21 protein-coding genes are annotated in these 18176 nt (G+C 42.3%); all 21 read right to left on the reverse strand.

Translation table 11 applies throughout. The features are described 5' to 3' along the window. Positions 1-509 precede the first annotated feature (509 nt). The 21 genes from K2P83_RS04710 to K2P83_RS04810 all read right to left on the reverse strand — a co-directional run bounded on the left by K2P83_RS04710 (position 510) and on the right by K2P83_RS04810 (position 18161). A complete protein-coding gene (locus K2P83_RS04710) occupies positions 510-689 on the reverse strand; it encodes a hypothetical protein (protein WP_292926784.1) in 180 nt (59 codons plus the stop codon). A gap of 101 nt (positions 690-790) precedes the next feature. Then, positions 791-1462: a Bax inhibitor-1/YccA family protein gene (locus tag K2P83_RS04715; RefSeq protein ID WP_292926786.1), complete on the reverse strand. Its 672-nt coding sequence runs from the start codon at positions 1460-1462 to the stop codon at positions 791-793. A gap of 114 nt (positions 1463-1576) precedes the next feature. Beyond that, positions 1577-2017, reverse strand: coding sequence for a hypothetical protein (locus K2P83_RS04720; RefSeq protein ID WP_292926788.1), 441 nt, complete (start codon positions 2015-2017; stop codon positions 1577-1579). A 25-nt stretch (positions 2018-2042) separates the two neighbouring features. Beyond that, positions 2043-3089, reverse strand: a complete 1047-nt coding sequence (ruvB, locus tag K2P83_RS04725; RefSeq protein ID WP_292926790.1) for a Holliday junction branch migration DNA helicase RuvB — start codon at positions 3087-3089, stop codon at positions 2043-2045. Positions 3090-3118: 29 nt separating this feature from the next. Continuing rightward, a complete protein-coding gene (ruvA, locus tag K2P83_RS04730) occupies positions 3119-3703 on the reverse strand; it encodes a Holliday junction branch migration protein RuvA (RefSeq protein WP_292926792.1) in 585 nt (194 codons plus the stop codon). Beyond that, the gene (ruvC, locus tag K2P83_RS04735) at positions 3700-4218 is read right to left on the reverse strand and encodes a crossover junction endodeoxyribonuclease RuvC (protein ID WP_292926957.1); all 519 of its coding nucleotides are present in this window, start codon (positions 4216-4218) and stop codon (positions 3700-3702) included. The genes ruvA and ruvC overlap by 4 nt, the downstream gene beginning before the upstream one ends. A gap of 26 nt (positions 4219-4244) precedes the next feature. Continuing rightward, on the reverse strand, positions 4245-4970 hold the full coding sequence (locus K2P83_RS04740; RefSeq protein ID WP_292926794.1) for a YebC/PmpR family DNA-binding transcriptional regulator: 726 nt from the start codon (positions 4968-4970) through the stop codon (positions 4245-4247). Positions 4971-5120: 150 nt separating this feature from the next. Then, positions 5121-6977: a glutamine--fructose-6-phosphate transaminase (isomerizing) gene (glmS, locus tag K2P83_RS04745; protein WP_292926796.1), complete on the reverse strand. Its 1857-nt coding sequence runs from the start codon at positions 6975-6977 to the stop codon at positions 5121-5123. A gap of 61 nt (positions 6978-7038) precedes the next feature. Beyond that, positions 7039-8412, reverse strand: coding sequence for a bifunctional UDP-N-acetylglucosamine diphosphorylase/glucosamine-1-phosphate N-acetyltransferase GlmU (gene glmU, locus K2P83_RS04750; protein WP_292926798.1), 1374 nt, complete (start codon positions 8410-8412; stop codon positions 7039-7041). 240 nt (positions 8413-8652) lie between these two features. Then, positions 8653-9075: a F0F1 ATP synthase subunit epsilon gene (locus K2P83_RS04755; protein ID WP_292926800.1), complete on the reverse strand. Its 423-nt coding sequence runs from the start codon at positions 9073-9075 to the stop codon at positions 8653-8655. A gap of 17 nt (positions 9076-9092) precedes the next feature. Next, positions 9093-10472, reverse strand: a complete 1380-nt coding sequence (gene atpD / locus K2P83_RS04760; protein WP_292926802.1) for a F0F1 ATP synthase subunit beta — start codon at positions 10470-10472, stop codon at positions 9093-9095. Between the two features lie 31 nt (positions 10473-10503). Next, positions 10504-11388 (reverse strand): F0F1 ATP synthase subunit gamma, encoded by an 885-nt coding sequence (atpG, locus tag K2P83_RS04765; RefSeq protein ID WP_292926804.1) that lies wholly within the window; start codon positions 11386-11388, stop codon positions 10504-10506. A 2-nt stretch (positions 11389-11390) separates the two neighbouring features. Further along, complete coding sequence (atpA, locus tag K2P83_RS04770; protein ID WP_292926806.1) at positions 11391-12932, reverse strand: F0F1 ATP synthase subunit alpha; 1542 nt, start codon at positions 12930-12932, stop codon at positions 11391-11393. A gap of 12 nt (positions 12933-12944) precedes the next feature. Then, positions 12945-13481, reverse strand: a complete 537-nt coding sequence (locus K2P83_RS04775) for a F0F1 ATP synthase subunit delta (RefSeq protein WP_292926808.1) — start codon at positions 13479-13481, stop codon at positions 12945-12947. Continuing rightward, on the reverse strand, positions 13481-13954 hold the full coding sequence (locus K2P83_RS04780; protein ID WP_292926810.1) for a F0F1 ATP synthase subunit B: 474 nt from the start codon (positions 13952-13954) through the stop codon (positions 13481-13483). The genes K2P83_RS04775 and K2P83_RS04780 overlap by 1 nt, the downstream gene beginning before the upstream one ends. A gap of 40 nt (positions 13955-13994) precedes the next feature. After that, on the reverse strand, positions 13995-14267 hold the full coding sequence (gene atpE, locus K2P83_RS04785; protein ID WP_013646518.1) for a F0F1 ATP synthase subunit C: 273 nt from the start codon (positions 14265-14267) through the stop codon (positions 13995-13997). Positions 14268-14323: 56 nt separating this feature from the next. Continuing rightward, entirely contained in the window at positions 14324-15133 is an 810-nt protein-coding gene (atpB, locus tag K2P83_RS04790) for a F0F1 ATP synthase subunit A (RefSeq protein ID WP_292926812.1), read from the reverse strand. 29 nt (positions 15134-15162) lie between these two features. Continuing rightward, positions 15163-15537, reverse strand: a complete 375-nt coding sequence (locus tag K2P83_RS04795) for an ATP synthase subunit I (protein WP_292926814.1) — start codon at positions 15535-15537, stop codon at positions 15163-15165. 150 nt (positions 15538-15687) lie between these two features. Beyond that, on the reverse strand, positions 15688-16866 hold the full coding sequence (locus K2P83_RS04800; protein ID WP_292926816.1) for an acetyl-CoA C-acyltransferase family protein: 1179 nt from the start codon (positions 16864-16866) through the stop codon (positions 15688-15690). A 314-nt stretch (positions 16867-17180) separates the two neighbouring features. Then, on the reverse strand, positions 17181-17690 hold the full coding sequence (locus tag K2P83_RS04805) for a cytochrome P460 family protein (RefSeq protein ID WP_292926818.1): 510 nt from the start codon (positions 17688-17690) through the stop codon (positions 17181-17183). A 105-nt stretch (positions 17691-17795) separates the two neighbouring features. Beyond that, complete coding sequence (locus K2P83_RS04810; RefSeq protein ID WP_292926820.1) at positions 17796-18161, reverse strand: DUF6164 family protein; 366 nt, start codon at positions 18159-18161, stop codon at positions 17796-17798. Positions 18162-18176: the final 15 nt, after the last annotated feature.

Raw genomic sequence — 18176 nt, forward strand, 5'->3', positions numbered from 1 at the left:
TTAAAACCACACCATTATTGACGATAGTTACATTTCCTTGGCCGAATTCCCTTACTATCCGCAACTTAGATTTTCTTAGTTATAGAATCTTCTACACGCTAATTAATCGAATGGAAATTCTAGCACGGCGCTGCTGCCCAAACAAGGAAAAATCATGATTTTTATAGCAATATTCCCCTTCTTTTAAAATGGTATTCTTGTTTGGATACACATAAAGAGCATTGATAGGGCGCAGAATTCACACCTTACTTTTCTTTAGTGAATATCGATATTCTCAGCTGAGTTATTAGCTTTAACGTTTCAGTTTCAAGTTTGACTTCTTGTTGAAAGTTTACCGCTACAGATATTTAATATCTACAAGTACACTTAATACTCAAACAGCAAAGCAACTTAATTAGAGTGTGATGTCCATTGAATATTAAATCTAACTGAGAATGCTCAACCTTAGAAGAAATAAGTTTGCCAAAAAAATCTCTCTCTTGAATGCCTGTAGATCCAGAAAATCTGTATCACACTAATTTAACCAAAAGCATAATAAATAAAAAAACCACAACGACAGGGAAAACAAAACCCATCCAATCTGCCAATGTGCCCTTTGCGCTATTCTTCATCATATTCCGGGTAGCTGGTAACAGGACAATAATGAACATTAGAAGCGCCAAAGCAGAAACAATTTCCATCCAGTCCATATATTCGCTCTTCCTGAATGCTTTCTTCTACAAAACTCTTTGTCTAAAATAAAACCCCGGTTCAAACCGGGGTTTTAAATGTTCATACCCATCGTTGGGAACTAGTCATCATTTCCCATAATACCCAATATTTGTAGTAAGCTAATAAAAATATTGAAGATTGTCATGTACAAGCCAATGGTCGCCAGCACATAGTTAGTTTCACCACCGTGAATAATGCGACTGGTGTCATACAAGATAAAACCGCTCATAATCATGATAACTACAGCTGAAATCATCAATGACATGGCTGGTATCTGCAAGAATATATTCGCTAGTGCTGCCAATAGCACCAAAAGAAAACCCACCATCAAGAAGCCACCCATAAAACTGAAGTCTTTTCGTGTAGCCAGCGCATATGCTGACAATCCCATGAAAATGGCTCCGGTGCCTCCTAGCGACAACGTAATGATATTTCCACCATTAGGCAATGATGCATACATACTCAGTATTGGTCCCAATCCAAATCCCAGCATACCAGTAATGAGGAAAACAATTCCTATACCGGCTGATGAGTTAGCAAAACGAGGCAGAACAAACATGGCAATCACCATTCCACCAATAACAGATATCATGTATGTCATCGGTGGCATATTCATGAACATTGAAAGTGCAGCAGTAAGCCCACTGAACAATAATGTCAGGGATAAAAGCATATATGTACTGCGTAACACTTTGTTTGTCGCAATGGCTGACGATGATCCTTGAGCAGCTGTTGAGTAATTTTGATTCATAAAAACCTCCACTATAAAATTAATCCAAGACTATTCTAACGACAAATAAGACTATAATAAGCGAGATATAGTTCAAGGCATAATAGCATGAATTATACTGATCTATTAATTACCCTATTCTTGTGTAGCTTTTGCTAATGTAAAGTTGTAAACAAGAAAGAATCCTCCTCGCTCTAATAAAGTAATATTCATATTTACGGGCCCGGCATCAAATTTTGCAATGCCTGAATAATTGATGCGCTTCTCACCCACAAGTGAGAATGCACTGACTGTACGCGAAAAATTAAGTTCTTCAATAGACTGAAATCGACCAAAACCACGATACAGATTCATCAGTTTATCCAATTGTTCGTCACTCACTGTTTGCTTAGCTTCTGGTGCCAAATGCGTCAACAGCACGTGCTTTTCCCAGCCAGATATTTCAGTCAGTATCCTGGCAACAGCTGGCTCTGCGCTCTTAGTGTAATAATCTTTTTCTCGATTGGTGTAAAAATACAACATAACAACCAATGTAAGCAATAAAGCTACGATGATGCGTAATGTTTGAATTTGCATAAGCCGTGAACGATAAAATGATTGATTATAAGTTATTATCTTCCCAGAAAGCGCCGCTTAACCCATTTCTTGGCAATGCGATGCCAAAATGTTGATAAGTCGCTGCAGTTGCCATGCGCCCCCTTGGCGTACGCTTCAGGAATCCTTGCTGAATCAAATAAGGTTCTAGCACATCCTCAATTGTGTCACGCTCTTCACTAATTGCCGCCGCGAGATTATCCACACCGACTGGCCCCCCACTAAATTTTTCTATTACAGCCAACAACAACTTTCGATCCATGACATCCAACCCGATTGCATCCACATCCAACATACTTAATGCTGCTTCGGCTACTGCATATGTCACATGCCCATCGGCTTTAACTTCTGCAAAATCACGCACACGACGCAATAATCGATTAACAATCCGTGGCGTACCGCGCGAGCGACGCGCAATTTCAAATGCGCCATCGTGCGATATCTCCACTTTTAATAACCCAGCAGATCGGATGACAATTTTGCTAAGCTCTTCCGGTGTGTAAAATTCCAAACGTGAAACAATACCGAAACGATCGCGCAATGGATTAGTAAGCATACCTGCACGCGTGGTAGCACCAACTAAGGTAAATGCGGGCAAATCCAATTTCACAGAACGCGCGGCTGGCCCCTCACCAATCATAATATCAAGTTGATAGTCTTCCAGAGCCGGATAAAGTATCTCCTCGACCATCGGAGACAAGCGATGTATTTCATCAATAAATAAAACATCGTTAGGTTCCAAGTTTGTCAGCAAAGCTGCCAGGTCGCCCGGACGTTCTAAAACCGGACCAGACGTTTGGCGCAAATTAACGCCCATTTCTCTGGCGATGATATGTGCAAGTGTAGTTTTACCTAAACCTGGCGGGCCGAATAACAAAACATGATCAAGTGCTTCATGGCGATTTCTGGCTGCTTCAATGAATATCTGCAATTGCCCACGAATCTTTTCCTGACCGACATACTCTTCCAACTGTTTTGGGCGTAGCGCTCGTTCAAGAATTTCTTCTTGGGATGACGCAGGTGCAGCAGCAACAAGTCGATCTGTTTCAATCATTCATTAGGTCCGTCCAAGTCACATTCCGATTACTTTTCCTTAGATAGTAGTTGCAACGCTTGCCGTATGCCATCGGATACGGTCGCATTCGATGCGATTTTCTTAATGGCCCAATCGGCTTCCCGATCATTGTAACCTAATGATAACAATGCATTGAGTATGTCATTGTCATTGGTTCGCTTCGACGAACTCTGATTTAAGTCAGTCCCTGTAGTGCCCAGCTTATCCCGCAACTCAAGCAATAAGCGCTCAGCTGTTTTTTTCCCGATACCGGGCACTCGAATGAGTCGCGTACTATCCTGTTCTTCCACAGCACGATACAAATCAGTCACACTCAAACCTGACAAAAGCGACAGTGCAGTTCTTGCACCCACACCAGAAATTTTGATCAGTTGACGAAAAGTCTGACGCTCTGATTCTGTTGCGAAACCAAATAACAGATGCACATCTTCACGTATCAGAAGATGCGTATACAATGTTGCTTGTACACCTATCACCGGAAGATCATAAAAAGTACTCATTGGCACATCTATTTCATAACCAACCCCCTGAACATCCAACAGTACCTGCGGTGGGTGTTTTTCCAGCAAAATTCCGGTTATTCGCCCTATCATACTAAACGCCCTCGTTTCATGCGATAGCCCGTTGTCGCAATCTTTCCAAGCCCCATTCCACCATGGGCGTGACATATCGCACAAGCCAATGCATCTGCAGCATCAGCACTTGGACTGCCAGCTAGATTAAGTAACCGCATAACCATTTCTTGCACTTGATCTTTTTTGGCATGACCATTACCCACTACTGCTTGTTTTATTTGCAACGCGGTATATTCAGCCACAATCAAATCATTCATCACTGCTGCGCAAATAGCCGCGCCACGTGCTTGACCTAGTAATAATGTAGACTGAGGATTGATATTTACAAAAACCTGCTCAATAGCAACATGTTCGGGCTTGTATTGCGTAATAACTTCACTCAAATTATCCAGAATTAACTTGAGGCGAGAAGGCAATTCACCTTCAAAGGTTTTAACACTGCCACTGCTGACATAGGTTAAGTTACTTCCAATTTTATCGATCACACCAAAGCCGGTAATACGTAAACCAGGATCTATGCCAAGAATACGGATTTTGTCACCTGCCGATACAATACTTATTATTCTTCAAGAATTGCTGTGGTGTATACATTCTGCACGTCATCAAGATTTTCCAGAGCATCCAGTAATTTTTGCATTTTTACAGCATCATCACCAACCAATACAGCCTCATTGCTTGGTTTCATGGTCACTTCCGCCAACTCAGCCTTAAACCCCGATTTCTCCAGTACCTCTTTAATGTTTATAAATACATAGGGATCAGTAATTACTTCAATACTACCATCCTCATTGCTGATCACATCTTCGGCTCCACTCTCCAATGCGACTTCTATGAGCTTATCTTCATTAGTTCCAGGTGCAAAAATTAATTGACCGCAGTGTTTGAATAAGAAATTGACGGAACCGTCCGTACCCAGATTGCCACCATACTTAGTAAAGGCATGGCGTACATCAGCCACAGTGCGAACACGATTATCTGTCATGCAATCAACCATCACAGCAGCACCCGCTATGCCATAGCCTTCATAACGAATTTCTTCATAATCAGCGCCGTCCAGAGTGCCGCTGCCACGCTTAATCGCACGCTCCACATTGTCCTTCGGCATATTCTGATCGTATGCTTTATCCACCGCTAAACGCAAGCGCGGATTACTATCAGAATCCCCGCCACCCATGCGGGCAGCCACAGTAATCTCCTTGATGAGCCGAGTAAATACCTTACCGCGTTTAGCATCTTGTGCGGCTTTTTTGTGTTTGATATTAGCCCATTTGCTATGACCTGCCATTTATCTGTGCCCTTTATGAAAGTAGACTTCTGTTACCACCCGATAGCTTATGGATAAAGTACTGAACTCTAGTCACTTAAAACGATTAATTATTTTATATAACATGCTTCAGAATTAAATATATTTATTCCCATCTTTATCAGATTATTCTTATTCTACTGTTACTGCTTTAGCGAGATTCCGTGGTTTATCCACATCAGTTCCCTTCTCTAAGGCAACATGATAAGCCAATAGCTGAAGCGGTATCGTATGAAGAATTGGACTGAGTAAACCAGCATGCTCTGCTAATCGGATTACGTGCAGATTCTCTCCTTGCGCTATCTGGGAATCTGCGTCCGCAAACACATAGAGTTCGCCACCTCGCGCATGCACTTCTTGCAGATTCGATTTTAGTTTACCCAACAGTTGATCATTGGGCGCAATTGCAACAACTGGCATTTCGCTATCTACTAAAGCTAACGGACCATGTTTTAATTCCCCAGCCGCGTAGGCCTCAGCATGTATATAAGAAATCTCTTTGAGCTTAAGTGCGCCTTCCATAGCAACAGGATAATGAACACCTCGTCCAAGAAATAATGCATGGCGCTTTTGTGCAAAGTTTTTAGCCCAAATCTTTACTTGCGGTTCGACTTGTAGTGCATGCTGCAGAGCTACCGGTAAATGACGTAGCGCCATGATCATCCGTTGTTCATCTTCATTAGATAATTTATGGCGCATCTTCGCTAGTGTCACCGTTAGCAGTAAGAGTGATGCTAGCTGCGTAGTGAACGCTTTAGTCGAGGCCACACCAATTTCCGGACCTGCCCGGGTGAGGAAACGCAGATCAGTTTGCCGTATCAGAGCACTTTCCGGTACGTTGCAAATGGCAAGGCTATAGTGATGGCCCAGTTTCTTCGCATAACCCATGGCCGCTAGAGTATCTGCGGTTTCACCCGACTGGGAAATACCAACCACTAATGTAGTGGGGTCTGCAATGGGGTCACGATAACGGTATTCGCTCGCTATTTCAACATTACATGGCAATCCAGCAACAGTTTCCAGCCAGTAACGAGCAACTAAGCCTGCATGATAGCTGGTTCCGCATGCTAGTATCAGAATGCTGCTGGTTTTATTAAATATTTTCTCAGCTTCGCTACCAAATAAATTGGGTGAAATTGATTGCGCACTAAATACCATTTCCAGCGTATTTGCCACAGCACTTGGTTGTTCAAATATCTCCTTCTGCATGAAATGTGCATACGGCCCCATTTCTATTGCTTCACTCGCCAGATTACTTTCATGAACCGTACGTGCCACTTCTTGCACTAAACTGCCATTAAGACAGTTGACAATGCGATATCCGTTGCATGTCAGTTCAGCAACATCGCCTTCTTCCAGATAAATCATATTCCTGGTTGCTTTTAATAATGCAGATGCATCAGAAGCCGCATAATTCCCGCTTTCACCTAAACCTAGCAATAATGGCGCTCCGTTACGTGCAACAACAAGCTTTTCAGGTCGAGATTCTTCCATTACAGCAATTGCGTAAGCACCTTGTAATTCAGCAATAGATTCACAAACTGCTTTTAATAAATCAGCGGTCCGCTTAAGATTAAATGCTATGAGATGTGCAATAACTTCGGTATCGGTATCCGATATAAATTCAAACCCTTCCGCCTGTAAGCGCTTGCGCATTATTTCATGGTTTTCAATTATTCCATTATGCACGATAGCAATTCTAGTATCTTTTCCTACAGTTCCGGAAAAATGGGGATGCGCATTACGTTCTGACGGTGCTCCATGCGTCGCCCAGCGTGTATGGGCAATGCCCGCAAGCCCCTGTGTCTTCTGCTTAATTGCAAGTTTCTGCAGTTCGGTTACGCGGTCCGTCGTGCGTAATCTTTGCAGGCCATTACACGTCACCACCAGTCCGGCAGAGTCATACCCTCGGTATTCTAAGCGTAGCAATCCTTCCAACAACATTGGAACGACATTTGCATTAGCTACTGCACCAACTATTCCGCACATAGTTCACCCTCCTCACCATTCAAGCTGATAAATCAAAATCTACTGCATAAATAATTCTATTTTAAATTTTTAGCTTCTGCGGTCGCTTCCACCCAGCAATACTCAGTTGCTTCGATCTGGATAAAGTAAGTTGTCCCTCCGGCACATCCTTAGTGATAGTCGATCCAGCTCCGATTGTGGAACCTTTAGAAATTCTCACTGGCGCAATAAGCTGTGTGTCTGATCCAATAAATACGTCATCTTCTACGATTGTTTGATGCTTATTAGCCCCATCATAATTGCAAGTAATTGTTCCAGCACCAATATTGACATTTTTCCCTACTATGGAATCGCCAATATAGCTTAAATGATTTGCTTTACTTCCTAAAGCGATCTGACTATTCTTCACCTCGACAAAATTACCGATATGCACTTTGTTAGAAAGTTTGGTTCCAGGACGTATTCGTGCATACGGTCCAATCTTGCAATTTTCACCTATCTCTGCATCTTCAATCATGCTATATGGTAGTATAGTAGTGTCTGTATCCACCTTTACATTCTTCAAAATGCAGTGCGCCCCCACTTTTACAGAACCACCCAGCTTAACCATTCCTTCAAAAATACAGCCAATATCAATTTCAACATCCGATCCGCAGACAAGCTCTCCTCGTATATCAATTCGAGATGGATCTATCAAACTAACACCCAGATGCAGAAGCGCATCAGCACAATGTCTTTGATAGACTCGCTCAAGCTCTGCAAGTTGAGACTTGTTATTAATACCCATTACCTCCCAAAGATTTTTGGCTTGTGACGATTCGACTTGAATGCCTTGTTGAACTGACAAGGCAATGACATCGGTCAAATAATATTCATGCTGCGTGTTTTTGTTTTCAATTTTTGGCAACCAGTTATGTAAATAATCATTAGGTACCAGCATTATGCCGGTATTAATTTCATGAATCTCTTGTTCCTCAGTATTGGTGTCTTTTTGCTCTACAATAGCTTTAATTGCTCTTGTTTCAGGGTTGCGCACAATTCTGCCATAACCAAAGGGATTCTCGACTTCAGCAGTTAACAACACACAGTGCTTTTCCTCTGCTTTAACTATTAACTCTCGCAATGTTTGAGTGCTGATTAATGGCACATCTCCATACAGAATAAGCGTCAATCCATCTCTATCAAGATGCGGCAGTGTTTGCATTAGTGCATGCCCGGTACCCAATTGTTGGGGTTGCAGAACCCAAGTTAAATCATCACCGGCAATTGATTGTTTTACTATTTCCCCCCCATGCCCGATGACAATGCAGATTTTATCAGGTGATAACAATCGGGCCGTGTTAGTAACATGCATTAACAATGAACGTCCTGCCAAAGTATGCAATACCTTTGGAAGAGAAGAGCGCATGCGTTTTCCTTCACCTGCTGCAAGTATTACTATATTAAGTTTAATCACAATATTGAACTCCCTTTATTTTTAAGTTTATTCAATTCGATTCATCATGTATAACGAAATATACACTCTTCATTTATAAGGAGTATAGCGTGAGGATATGATCAGGAGCGTGTTTTGTTTCTCAATACTTTATCATTTATTGATCTAACCGGAGATATTTGGTTGAAATAATTAGCTAAAACTCAGACAACATACACAAAAAAGGCGACATAAGTCGCCTTTTTTTCATTCCGTATTTAATTAGTGTCCACGTTTTCTTAGTTTATCAATTGCGGCCAATTGCGCCATGGCTTCGATTAATTCTGCCTGGGCTCTTGCATAATCTAATTCAGACACTTTATTCTTCATAGCCTCTTCTGCTGCACGTTTTGCTTCAATAGCCTTGGCTTCATCAAGATCATGACTTCGAACTGCAGTATCTGCCAGTATGGTAACAATATCAGGCTGAACTTCTAACATTCCTCCTGAAACATATATCAGCTCTTCCTCTTTTAATTGTGCTTTTATCCGAACCATCCCAGATTTAATTCTTGTCAACATCGGAGTATGCCGCGGATAAATACCTACTTCACCCATTTGTGCTGGTGCAACTAAAAATTCCACTGGACCGGAATAGATAGATTCTTCAGCACTAACGATATCAAGATGAAAAATAGTACCCATTGATATTTTCTCTCAATTTATTGAAGGGTTTTGGCTTTTTCAACGGCTTCTTCGATGCCACCAACCATGTAGAACGCCTGTTCTGGCAGATCATCGTACTCGCCTTCAACAATACCTTTAAAACCTTTGATTGTATCTTTAAGCGATACGTATTTTCCTGGAGACCCGGTAAAGACTTCTGCAACGTTAAATGGCTGTGATAAGAAACGTTGAATCTTTCTCGCACGACTAACTGCCAATTTGTCTTCAGGTGATAATTCATCCATACCTAAAATAGCAATGATGTCTCTTAATTCTTTATAGCGTTGCAATGTTTGCTGTACAGCACGTGCAGTATTGTAATGTTCTTCACCTACAACTTGTGGATCAAGCTGGCGTGAAGTAGAATCAAGTGGATCCACAGCAGGGTAAATACCTAACGATGCGATATCACGAGACAATACCACGGTCGCATCCAAGTGACCAAAAGTTGTTGCTGGAGATGGATCTGTTAAGTCATCAGCTGGGACATATACAGCTTGTATTGATGTAATTGAACCTGTTTTTGTCGATGTGATCCGTTCTTGCAAACGCCCCATTTCCTCAGCCAGTGTCGGTTGATAACCCACTGCAGACGGCATACGCCCAAGCAATGCTGATACTTCAGTTCCTGCCAAGGTATAACGGTAAATATTATCAACAAAGAATAACACATCACGACCTTCGTCTCGAAATGACTCTGCCATGGTCAATCCCGTCAGCGCTACGCGCAATCGATTTCCGGGTGGCTCATTCATTTGTCCATAAACCAACGCAACCTTATCAAGAACTTTAGATTCTTTCATCTCATGATAAAAGTCATTTCCTTCACGAGTACGTTCCCCCACACCCGCAAATACCGAGTAGCCACTGTGTTCAATCGCGATATTGCGAATTAACTCCATCATGTTAACGGTCTTGCCAACGCCCGCGCCACCAAATAATCCGACTTTTCCACCTTTTGCAAACGGACAAATCAAATCAATAACTTTTATGCCAGTTTCTAATAATTCGGTCGATGCCGATAGTTCGTCGAAAGCGGGGGCTTCTCGATGAATGGACATGGTTTTTTCTGCACCAATTTCACCCATCTCATCGATTGGACGACCCAGCACATCCATAATACGTCCCAATGTTTTTGTCCCGACAGGTACAGTTATTTGTTTACCCGAATTTTTAACCATCATTCCACGGCGCAATCCATCCGAAGATCCCAATGCAATTGTGCGCACCACACCATCGCCCAGCTGCTGCTGTACTTCCAGAGTAAGTTCGGAACCTTCCATTATTAACGCATCATATACCTTTGGGATGAATTCACGTGAGAATTCCACATCAATCACCGCTCCAATACACTGAACAATTTTTCCTTGACTCATTGTTGTTCCCTAACTAGATACTAAAAATGTTTTAAACAGCCGCCGCACCGCCGACAATTTCCGACAATTCCTTGGTAATTGCCGCTTGACGAGATTTGTTATAAATCAATGTCAATTCATCAATGACACTTCCTGCATTATCAGATGCAGCCTTCATCGCCACCATCCTTGCAGACTGCTCAGACGCCATATTTTCAGTGACTGCCTGATATATTAACGCTTCGACATAACGTACCATAATATCGTCTATAACAGGCTTTGCTTCGGGCTCATAAATATAATCCCATGTAGCTTTTGGTTTATCGTTAGTTTGATCTCCCTTCTGCATACGCTCATCTGTCAATGGCAGCAACTGTTCCATCACGGGCTCTTGCTTCATAGTATTGATAAAGCGATTATAAAAAACATACACTCGATCGAATTGGTCCTGCGTATAGCCATCCAATACCACTTTAACCGCACCTATGAGTTTCTCCATATCAGGAGTATCGCCTAACCCTATAACCTGCGACGTAACACTTGCACCGATCCGGCTCATGAAACCCAGGCCTTTATTGCCTATGCAACAAACTTCAATTTGTTCACCATCCGCCTGCCAAGCCTTCATTTGATTAATAGCTTTACGTAGAACATTAGTGTTCAAACCACCACAAAGCCCTTTATCTGAAGTCACAATAATAATGCCAATACGTTTTACCGTATCCCGCTCTATCAAAAATGGATGTCGATATTCTGTATTTGCCCGACTCATATGTGCTGCGACATTACGTATTTTTTCACCATAAGGCCGCGCTTTTTTCATACGATCTTGCGCTTTACGCATTTTAGAAGCCGCCACCATTTCCATGGCGCGCGTTATCTTTTGCGTATTCTTTACACTTTTTATCTTATTTCGTACTTCTCTGCTGCCAGCCATTATTAATATGTTCCATTTTGCTTGAATTCTTTGATTGCAGCGGTTAAATCCTTTTCAGTTTCCGCATCTAGCTCTTTAGTATTTTCAATCTTATCAAGTATTGCTCCATGCTGATTACGTATATAGCTCTTCAGCGCAGATTCGAATGCCAATGCCCGCCTCACTTCAATATCATCAAAATAACCATTATTAATGGCAAACAAAGTAAGTGCCATTTCTGAAACACTAAGTGTTGCATATTGCGATTGCTTCATCAATTCAGTTGCCATTTTTCCACGCTCAAGCTGCTTACGTGTCGCCTCGTCTAAATCAGACGCAAACTGAGCAAATGCAGCCAATTCACGATATTGCGCTAATGCCAGGCGTATGCCACCGCCTAATTTCTTAATAACTTTAGTTTGTGCCGCACCACCAACCCGAGAAACGGACACGCCTGCATTAATTGCCGGTCGAATACCCGCATTAAACAAGTCTGTTTCCAAAAATATTTGCCCATCCGTGATTGAGATCACATTGGTTGGCACAAAAGCAGTTACGTCACCGGCCTGCGTTTCAATGATTGGTAGAGCAGTCAGTGATCCGGTCTTACCCTTTACTGCCCCTGAAGTCGCCTTTTCGACATATGCGACACTTACTCTTGCTGCTCTTTCAAGCAAACGTGAATGAAGATAAAACACATCGCCTGGATACGCTTCACGGCCTGGTGGACGTCTTAATAACAATGAGATTTGTCTATATGCCCATGCTTGTTTCGTTAAGTCGTCATAAACAATCAACGCATCCTGACCCTTGTCTCGGAAATATTCACCCATCGTGCATCCAGAATAAGGTGCTATAAATTGCATTGCTGCGGATTCTGACGCGGTTGCTGCCACTACAATGGTATATTCCATTGCTCCATGTTCTTCCAATTTACGTACCACGTTTGCTATCGAAGAAGCCTTCTGTCCGATCGCGACATAGATACAGAACATGTTTTGACCTTTCTGATTTATGATCGCATCAATAGCCACAGCAGTTTTTCCTGTCTGACGATCGCCGATAATCAATTCACGCTGCCCACGTCCAACTGGCACCATCGAATCTACCGACTTCAAACCTGTTTGAACTGGTTGATCGACAGACTGACGCCAAATCACACCCGGCGCTATCTTTTCGATAGGCTCAGACCTTACTGCAGTAATTGGTCCTTTCCCATCAATAGGCTGCCCTAGAGAATTCACAACACGGCCCAACAAGCCTTCTCCAACAGGCACTTCGAGTATACGTCCAGTACATTTAACTGTATCGCCCTCACAGATATGTTCATATGCGCCCATAATAACTGCGCCTACTGAATCTCGCTCAAGATTCAGCGCCAAACCGAAGGTATTACCGGGAAATTCCAACATTTCACCTTGCATCACATCTGACAAACCGTGAATACGCACAATACCGTCCGTTACAGAAACAATAGTTCCTTGTGTACGGACTTCTGCTGTATCAACAAGTCCTTCAATCCTTTTTTTAATCAGTTCACTGATTTCGGATGGATTTAACTGCATTTCATTTAACTCCTAGCTTTTAAGGGCAACGGCCATGGCTTCAAGTTTACCGCGAACTGAGGCATCAAGAATCTCATCACCAATTTCAACTTTAATTCCACCTATTAATTCTGGATCCACACTTACTTGTGCCTCTATCTTGCGCTTAAATTTTTTCTCGAGATCATCGATCAATTTTTTCAGTTGCTTACTTTCCATTGTAAATGCACTTACGATATTCGCGTCCAACACACCTTCGTGCTGCGCTTTTAGTTGCTCAAACAATTGATTAATCTGCGATAGTACTGTTATCCGTTTATTTTCCGCCAATAGCATCATCAGATTACGAGCATCAGAATTAAATTTATTTCGCCCAATCTCCAGAAACAATTCTCCGATCTGCTTTGCAGAAACCACCGGATTGCCAATGAGTGGCTTTACATGCTCATCTTCTGCAATCTCTACCGCAAGCTGTAACATTTTTGACCATTGATCCAAACTATCACTAGCAACTGCCAGCTTATAAACAGCCTCTGCATAAGGTCTTGCAACTGTAATCGCTTCAGCCATTATTTCAAATCTTCCCCAATAGAAACGAGCATATCGGCATGCGCTTTGGCATCGACTTCACGTCGCAGTATTTTTGCTGCGCCGGCAACAGCTAGTTCAGCAACATGTTGACGTAGCGCTTCCTTTGCACTAAATACCTCATGCTCTATATCTGCCTTTGCGCCAAGAATTATACGATCGCCTTCTTCTTTTGCTGTTCTTTTAGACTCTTCAACAATCTCTGAGGCTCGTTTCTCAGCTTGTAAAATTATTTCTGAGGCACGCTGTTTGGCTTCTTTCAATACATCAGAAGAGCGTTGACTTGCCAACTCTAATTCATGACGTCCGCGTTCTCCAGCCGCCAATCCATCGGCAATAGTTTTTTGACGCTCTTCAATTGCACGCAATAACGGCGGCCATACAAATTTAACAGTAAACCAAATAAATACTGAAAAGGCTACCGCCTGAGAGATTAAAGTAAAGTTAATATTCATGACAAGCCTGTAAAATCTGATCTATCCAGCAATAACATTATTATTGAATAACTGCCAGCAATGGATTACCAAATGCAAACAGCATTGCCAAACCCACGGCAATAATAAAGGAAGCATCGGTTAAGCCGAGCAACAAAAATACCTTGCCTTGCAAAGTAGGTATCATTTCTGGTTGACGTGCCGCGCCCTCAAGAAAACGGCTACACATCACACCCACTCCGATACACGCGCCTGCCGCACCAAGTCCAATCATCAAACCAATACCTATTCCGGTATATGCCTGAATCATTGCCAAATACTGCAAATTCTCCATTTTAGATTCCCTTTGTTAAAGATTAAAAATATACTACAAAAATAAAGCTTATAAATCTAGTGAGATTCATGTGCCATGGATATATAGACTACTGTTAGCATCATAAAAATAAAAGCCTGCAAGGTAACAATCAAGATATGAAATATCGCCCAACCTGCTCCTAGAATTGCACCAAAAATTGCACCCGATACACCTGTTGCTGCCCACATACCTAATAGCAAGAAAATTATTTCACCCGCGTAAATATTCCCGAATAAACGCAACGAGTGCGATAGCGGCTTAGAAACATACTCTATGAAATTAAACAACAGATTCAATACCCATAGCAGCGGATTTTTCCCAAATGGCGTACAAAAGAGCTCATGCATCCACCCCCCCCAGCCTTTGATCTTTACATTGAAGTAAAGCATCAAGAACCATATTGAAAGAGCCAAAGCGAACGTTGTATTTACATCTGTCGTCGGCACTGTCCGCCAATTATGCAAACCGAATGCATGCTCATAGATCCAAGCCATAATGTCTATTGGCAGAATATCCATAGCGTTCATCATCAAAACCCACACAAATATCGTTAACGCTGTAGGTGCAACAAACACATGTCGATTGCCATGAAATGTATTTTTAACCTCATTATCAATGAACTCAACCGCAAGCTCAACAAATGCCTGGCGTTTTGATGGCACACCAGGCGTTGCCTTACGAACAATCAGCCAAATAGATCCAAAACTAATAACACCGAGAATTAAAGATGTAACCAGGGTATCAACATGCAGAACCCAAAATGAGCCTTCGCTGACTTGCGTTGTTAAATTAGTTAAATGATGATTAATGTATGATGTTGGAGTAAGTTCTGTATCTGATGCCATGCGCTGCCTGCTCTACCATTAAATTTATCTTATTTTGTATCGTCTGATACAAATAACGCCATGCTATAGACTAAAACATTGAGGATAAACGTTCCAATAAACGCGAATGCATTTACATTCTCATAATTATTAAACACCATCCATAACATGCTCACAGTCAATATTATTTTTACTGCTTCAGCCCTTAATGCCGTTCTAATTGTTCCTTCCGCAGTATATCCTTTATGCCGAGATACAATTATCGCAAATGCTGCCGAGGATATCACGCTTACTGCCCCACCTAGTACCGCCGATACTGCGCCATGAATACTTAGGAAAAACCAAATAACAATTGCTGCTATCAATGTAACAAACAATTGCAGACGCAGAACAATATTGAGCGGCCTATTTTTTATCCAAGACATGCTATCTACCTACCCTTGGAACAGACAGCGTTATCTACGCTTAAAAAAGGCGTCACTATAGCTGAACCATTCACCTCAGTCAATGAAAATTCGGATCCATCAATCTATAACAGACCGTTAAAATATTCTCCGAAGTGTAAAGTCAAGCTTTTATAGTCTTTCAAATACTGCGGCCACTCCTTGACCGCCACCTATGCACATGGTCACCAGGGCATATCTGCCGCCACAACGATGCAGCTCATAAATAGCCTTAATCGTCAAGATACTGCCAGTCGCTCCGATGGGGTGGCCTAACGCAACAGCGCCACCATTCGGATTGGTCTTTTCCGGATCAAATTGCAGCTCTTTTGCTACAGCACACGCCTGTACAGCAAAGGCTTCATTGGATTCAATGACATCAAGATCCGCTATTTCAAGATTCGCGCGCCGCAATGCACTCTGAACAGCCGGTATGGGTCCGATGCCCATATATTTTGGATCAACACCGGCATGACCATAAGAAACCAGCCGTGCTAATGGTTTCAAGTCGCATTTCTGAGCAGCTTTACTCTCCATAAGCACCAGTGCAGCGGCGCTATCATTAATACCGGAGGCATTGCCTGCTGTTACGGTACCGTCTTTTTGAAAAACAGGACGCAGCTTAGCCAAAGTTTCCATATTTGTGTTTTCACGGGGATGCTCGTCAGTATCAAAAAGGATTTTTTCTTTATGTATTGTTATTTCAATAGGCAATATTTGCTCTTTAAAATAACCGTTTGTTATCGCATGAAGGGCGCGGCGATGACTTTCTACCGCAAATTCATCCTGTACTTCACGGCTGATTCGCCATTTAGTGGCAATATTCTCGGCAGTAATGCCCATATGCACGTTATCGAATGGATCGGTCAATGCCCCGATCATCATATCCACCGTACCACCGTCATTCATGCGTTGCCCCCACCGCAATTCGGGTAACAAATAGCCTCCCCGGCTCATGGATTCAGCACCACCGGCGACCGCCACATCGGTGTCATTCAGCAGAATATTTTGACTCGCCGATATGATCGCTTGTAGGCCACTTCCACACAGCCGATTCACTGTCAATGCGGAAGTACGCTGCGGTAAGCCGCCGTTGACACAAGCAACGCGCGCCAAATACATATCACGAGATTCTCCATGTATCACGTTGCCAAAAACCAAGTGTCCGACTTCATCTGGATCAATCCCCGCTCGCAACACCGCTTCTTGCACAACCTTTGCCGCCAAGTCAGCTGGAGCAACCTGTTTAAGTGCGCCACCATAGTCACCGATAGCCGTGCGTACACCACTTAGAATGACAACATCCCTCATGAATTTTCCTTTATTGATCCCTTAGAGTAGCTTCGCAAGAAATACGAATTCCCTTAAAATTATGTTCTTACATCGGATCTAATTGAGAATGGATCACGTTTGTTTCGATTAAGTAGAGAATTATTCTTTGAATAATTTTTGTTATCGGAAACGACCAGATTTTATCTAAGATTATGATTTGTTGAATTATTAGTAACGGTTTAGGGCTTATGCTACAGATCATTCATCCATATTAATAGCTCAAAAAACATCGCACCATCTGTGAGAAGACGATCCGTACCAACAAGATTGTCTTCTCAATTCATTTGGATATATTATTTCTTTACGAAATCAACCAATTTCTGATACGTGAACAAGTAATCCTGTGCTTGTAATGGCGTATGGCATTGCACGCAATTCAAATCATTACTTTTTGCAGTGCCGTCAGGATTGTAAACAGCAAATCCCCAGTCGCCTGTACGGTTTTCCTTAGGAAAAGCGGCATCCCAGTTATCCCTCTTTTCCATCACAGCAACTGCTGACAACGAATCGATTTCAAAGGTACCGTCACTACCTGCAATAGGTTTACCATCTGCATCTTTTTTTGGCGTATATATTTCCATAATCATGACAGCACCAGAGGCGCTCATATTTCCTTGTGTATAACTGGAAATCGCAACCTCGTTGGCATACAACTTAGCAACCTGCGTTTGATTCGCGCGATTCATAGTTGCATATTTTGTAAAGGTTTTTTCATAACCTTCTGGAAATTTAACGTGTTCAGGATCTCCACCTGCATTGGCGTAAAGCGGAGCTATGACAAGTACTGCGGCAACTGCTTTCAAAGTAAACTTCATATCTTTCTCCTTCTTAGATGTTGTTTCTGGATTTGGGCTACTATCATACCGCATTCGATGAATATTGATGACTGGGTTACTATTTTCGTTCTGCTATTTTGCAAGATCAAGGACCAGCGTGACAGACAAATAAATGACCAACAACGCAAGTGCCAAATGGATCATAAAACGCACAGGATTCTGCGCAACAGAATCCACGAAGGTTTTATTCTTTCCTTCTTGTTTTAAGCGATCGTACTCCTCCCGCATTCTGACCGTTCGTTCATTTTGATAAGCATCGAGTAATGCTTTCGCCTTCTCAAATTGATCGTCATCGCTGAGCCATATTGCCGGCATTGATACTCCCCAGTTGCCCGGCGATGTTTCATAAAAATCAATCGCATTATTGGTTAACAATTCGCGCACATCATTCGTTTCATCATCGGGTACGCCATTAAGTCGGAACAAAATTTTTGCCATAGACGGTCTTTTCTT

Origin of the sequence: Nitrosomonas sp. (assembly GCF_019752415.1) — a bacterium.
Classification (GTDB): Bacteria; Pseudomonadota; Gammaproteobacteria; order Burkholderiales; family Nitrosomonadaceae; genus Nitrosomonas.

Bases quoted from the DNA above. Each gene is read 5' to 3' on its own strand.
- ruvB (WP_292926790.1), bottom strand. From the start codon at position 3,089: ATGATTGAAACAGATCGACTTGTTGCTGCTGCACCTGCGTCATCCCAA.
- K2P83_RS04740 (WP_292926794.1), bottom strand. From the start codon at position 4,970: ATGGCAGGTCATAGCAAATGGGCTAATATCAAACACAAAAAAGCCGCA.
- K2P83_RS04800 (WP_292926816.1), bottom strand. From the start codon at position 16,866: ATGAGGGATGTTGTCATTCTAAGTGGTGTACGCACGGCTATCGGTGAC.
- atpD (WP_292926802.1), bottom strand. From the start codon at position 10,472: ATGAGTCAAGGAAAAATTGTTCAGTGTATTGGAGCGGTGATTGATGTG.
- K2P83_RS04715 (WP_292926786.1), bottom strand. From the start codon at position 1,462: ATGAATCAAAATTACTCAACAGCTGCTCAAGGATCATCGTCAGCCATT.
- atpA (WP_292926806.1), bottom strand. From the start codon at position 12,932: ATGCAGTTAAATCCATCCGAAATCAGTGAACTGATTAAAAAAAGGATT.
- atpE (WP_013646518.1), bottom strand. From the start codon at position 14,267: ATGGAGAATTTGCAGTATTTGGCAATGATTCAGGCATATACCGGAATA.
- K2P83_RS04710 (WP_292926784.1), bottom strand. From the start codon at position 689: ATGGACTGGATGGAAATTGTTTCTGCTTTGGCGCTTCTAATGTTCATT.
- K2P83_RS04720 (WP_292926788.1), bottom strand. From the start codon at position 2,017: ATGCAAATTCAAACATTACGCATCATCGTAGCTTTATTGCTTACATTG.
- atpB (WP_292926812.1), bottom strand. From the start codon at position 15,133: ATGGCATCAGATACAGAACTTACTCCAACATCATACATTAATCATCAT.
- K2P83_RS04775 (WP_292926808.1), bottom strand. From the start codon at position 13,481: ATGGCTGAAGCGATTACAGTTGCAAGACCTTATGCAGAGGCTGTTTAT.
- atpG (WP_292926804.1), bottom strand. From the start codon at position 11,388: ATGGCTGGCAGCAGAGAAGTACGAAATAAGATAAAAAGTGTAAAGAAT.
- K2P83_RS04755 (WP_292926800.1), bottom strand. From the start codon at position 9,075: ATGGGTACTATTTTTCATCTTGATATCGTTAGTGCTGAAGAATCTATC.
- glmS (WP_292926796.1), bottom strand. From the start codon at position 6,977: ATGTGCGGAATAGTTGGTGCAGTAGCTAATGCAAATGTCGTTCCAATG.
- K2P83_RS04795 (WP_292926814.1), bottom strand. From the start codon at position 15,537: ATGTCTTGGATAAAAAATAGGCCGCTCAATATTGTTCTGCGTCTGCAA.
- ruvA (WP_292926792.1), bottom strand. From the start codon at position 3,703: ATGATAGGGCGAATAACCGGAATTTTGCTGGAAAAACACCCACCGCAG.
- K2P83_RS04780 (WP_292926810.1), bottom strand. From the start codon at position 13,954: ATGAATATTAACTTTACTTTAATCTCTCAGGCGGTAGCCTTTTCAGTA.
- K2P83_RS04810 (WP_292926820.1), bottom strand. From the start codon at position 18,161: ATGGCAAAAATTTTGTTCCGACTTAATGGCGTACCCGATGATGAAACG.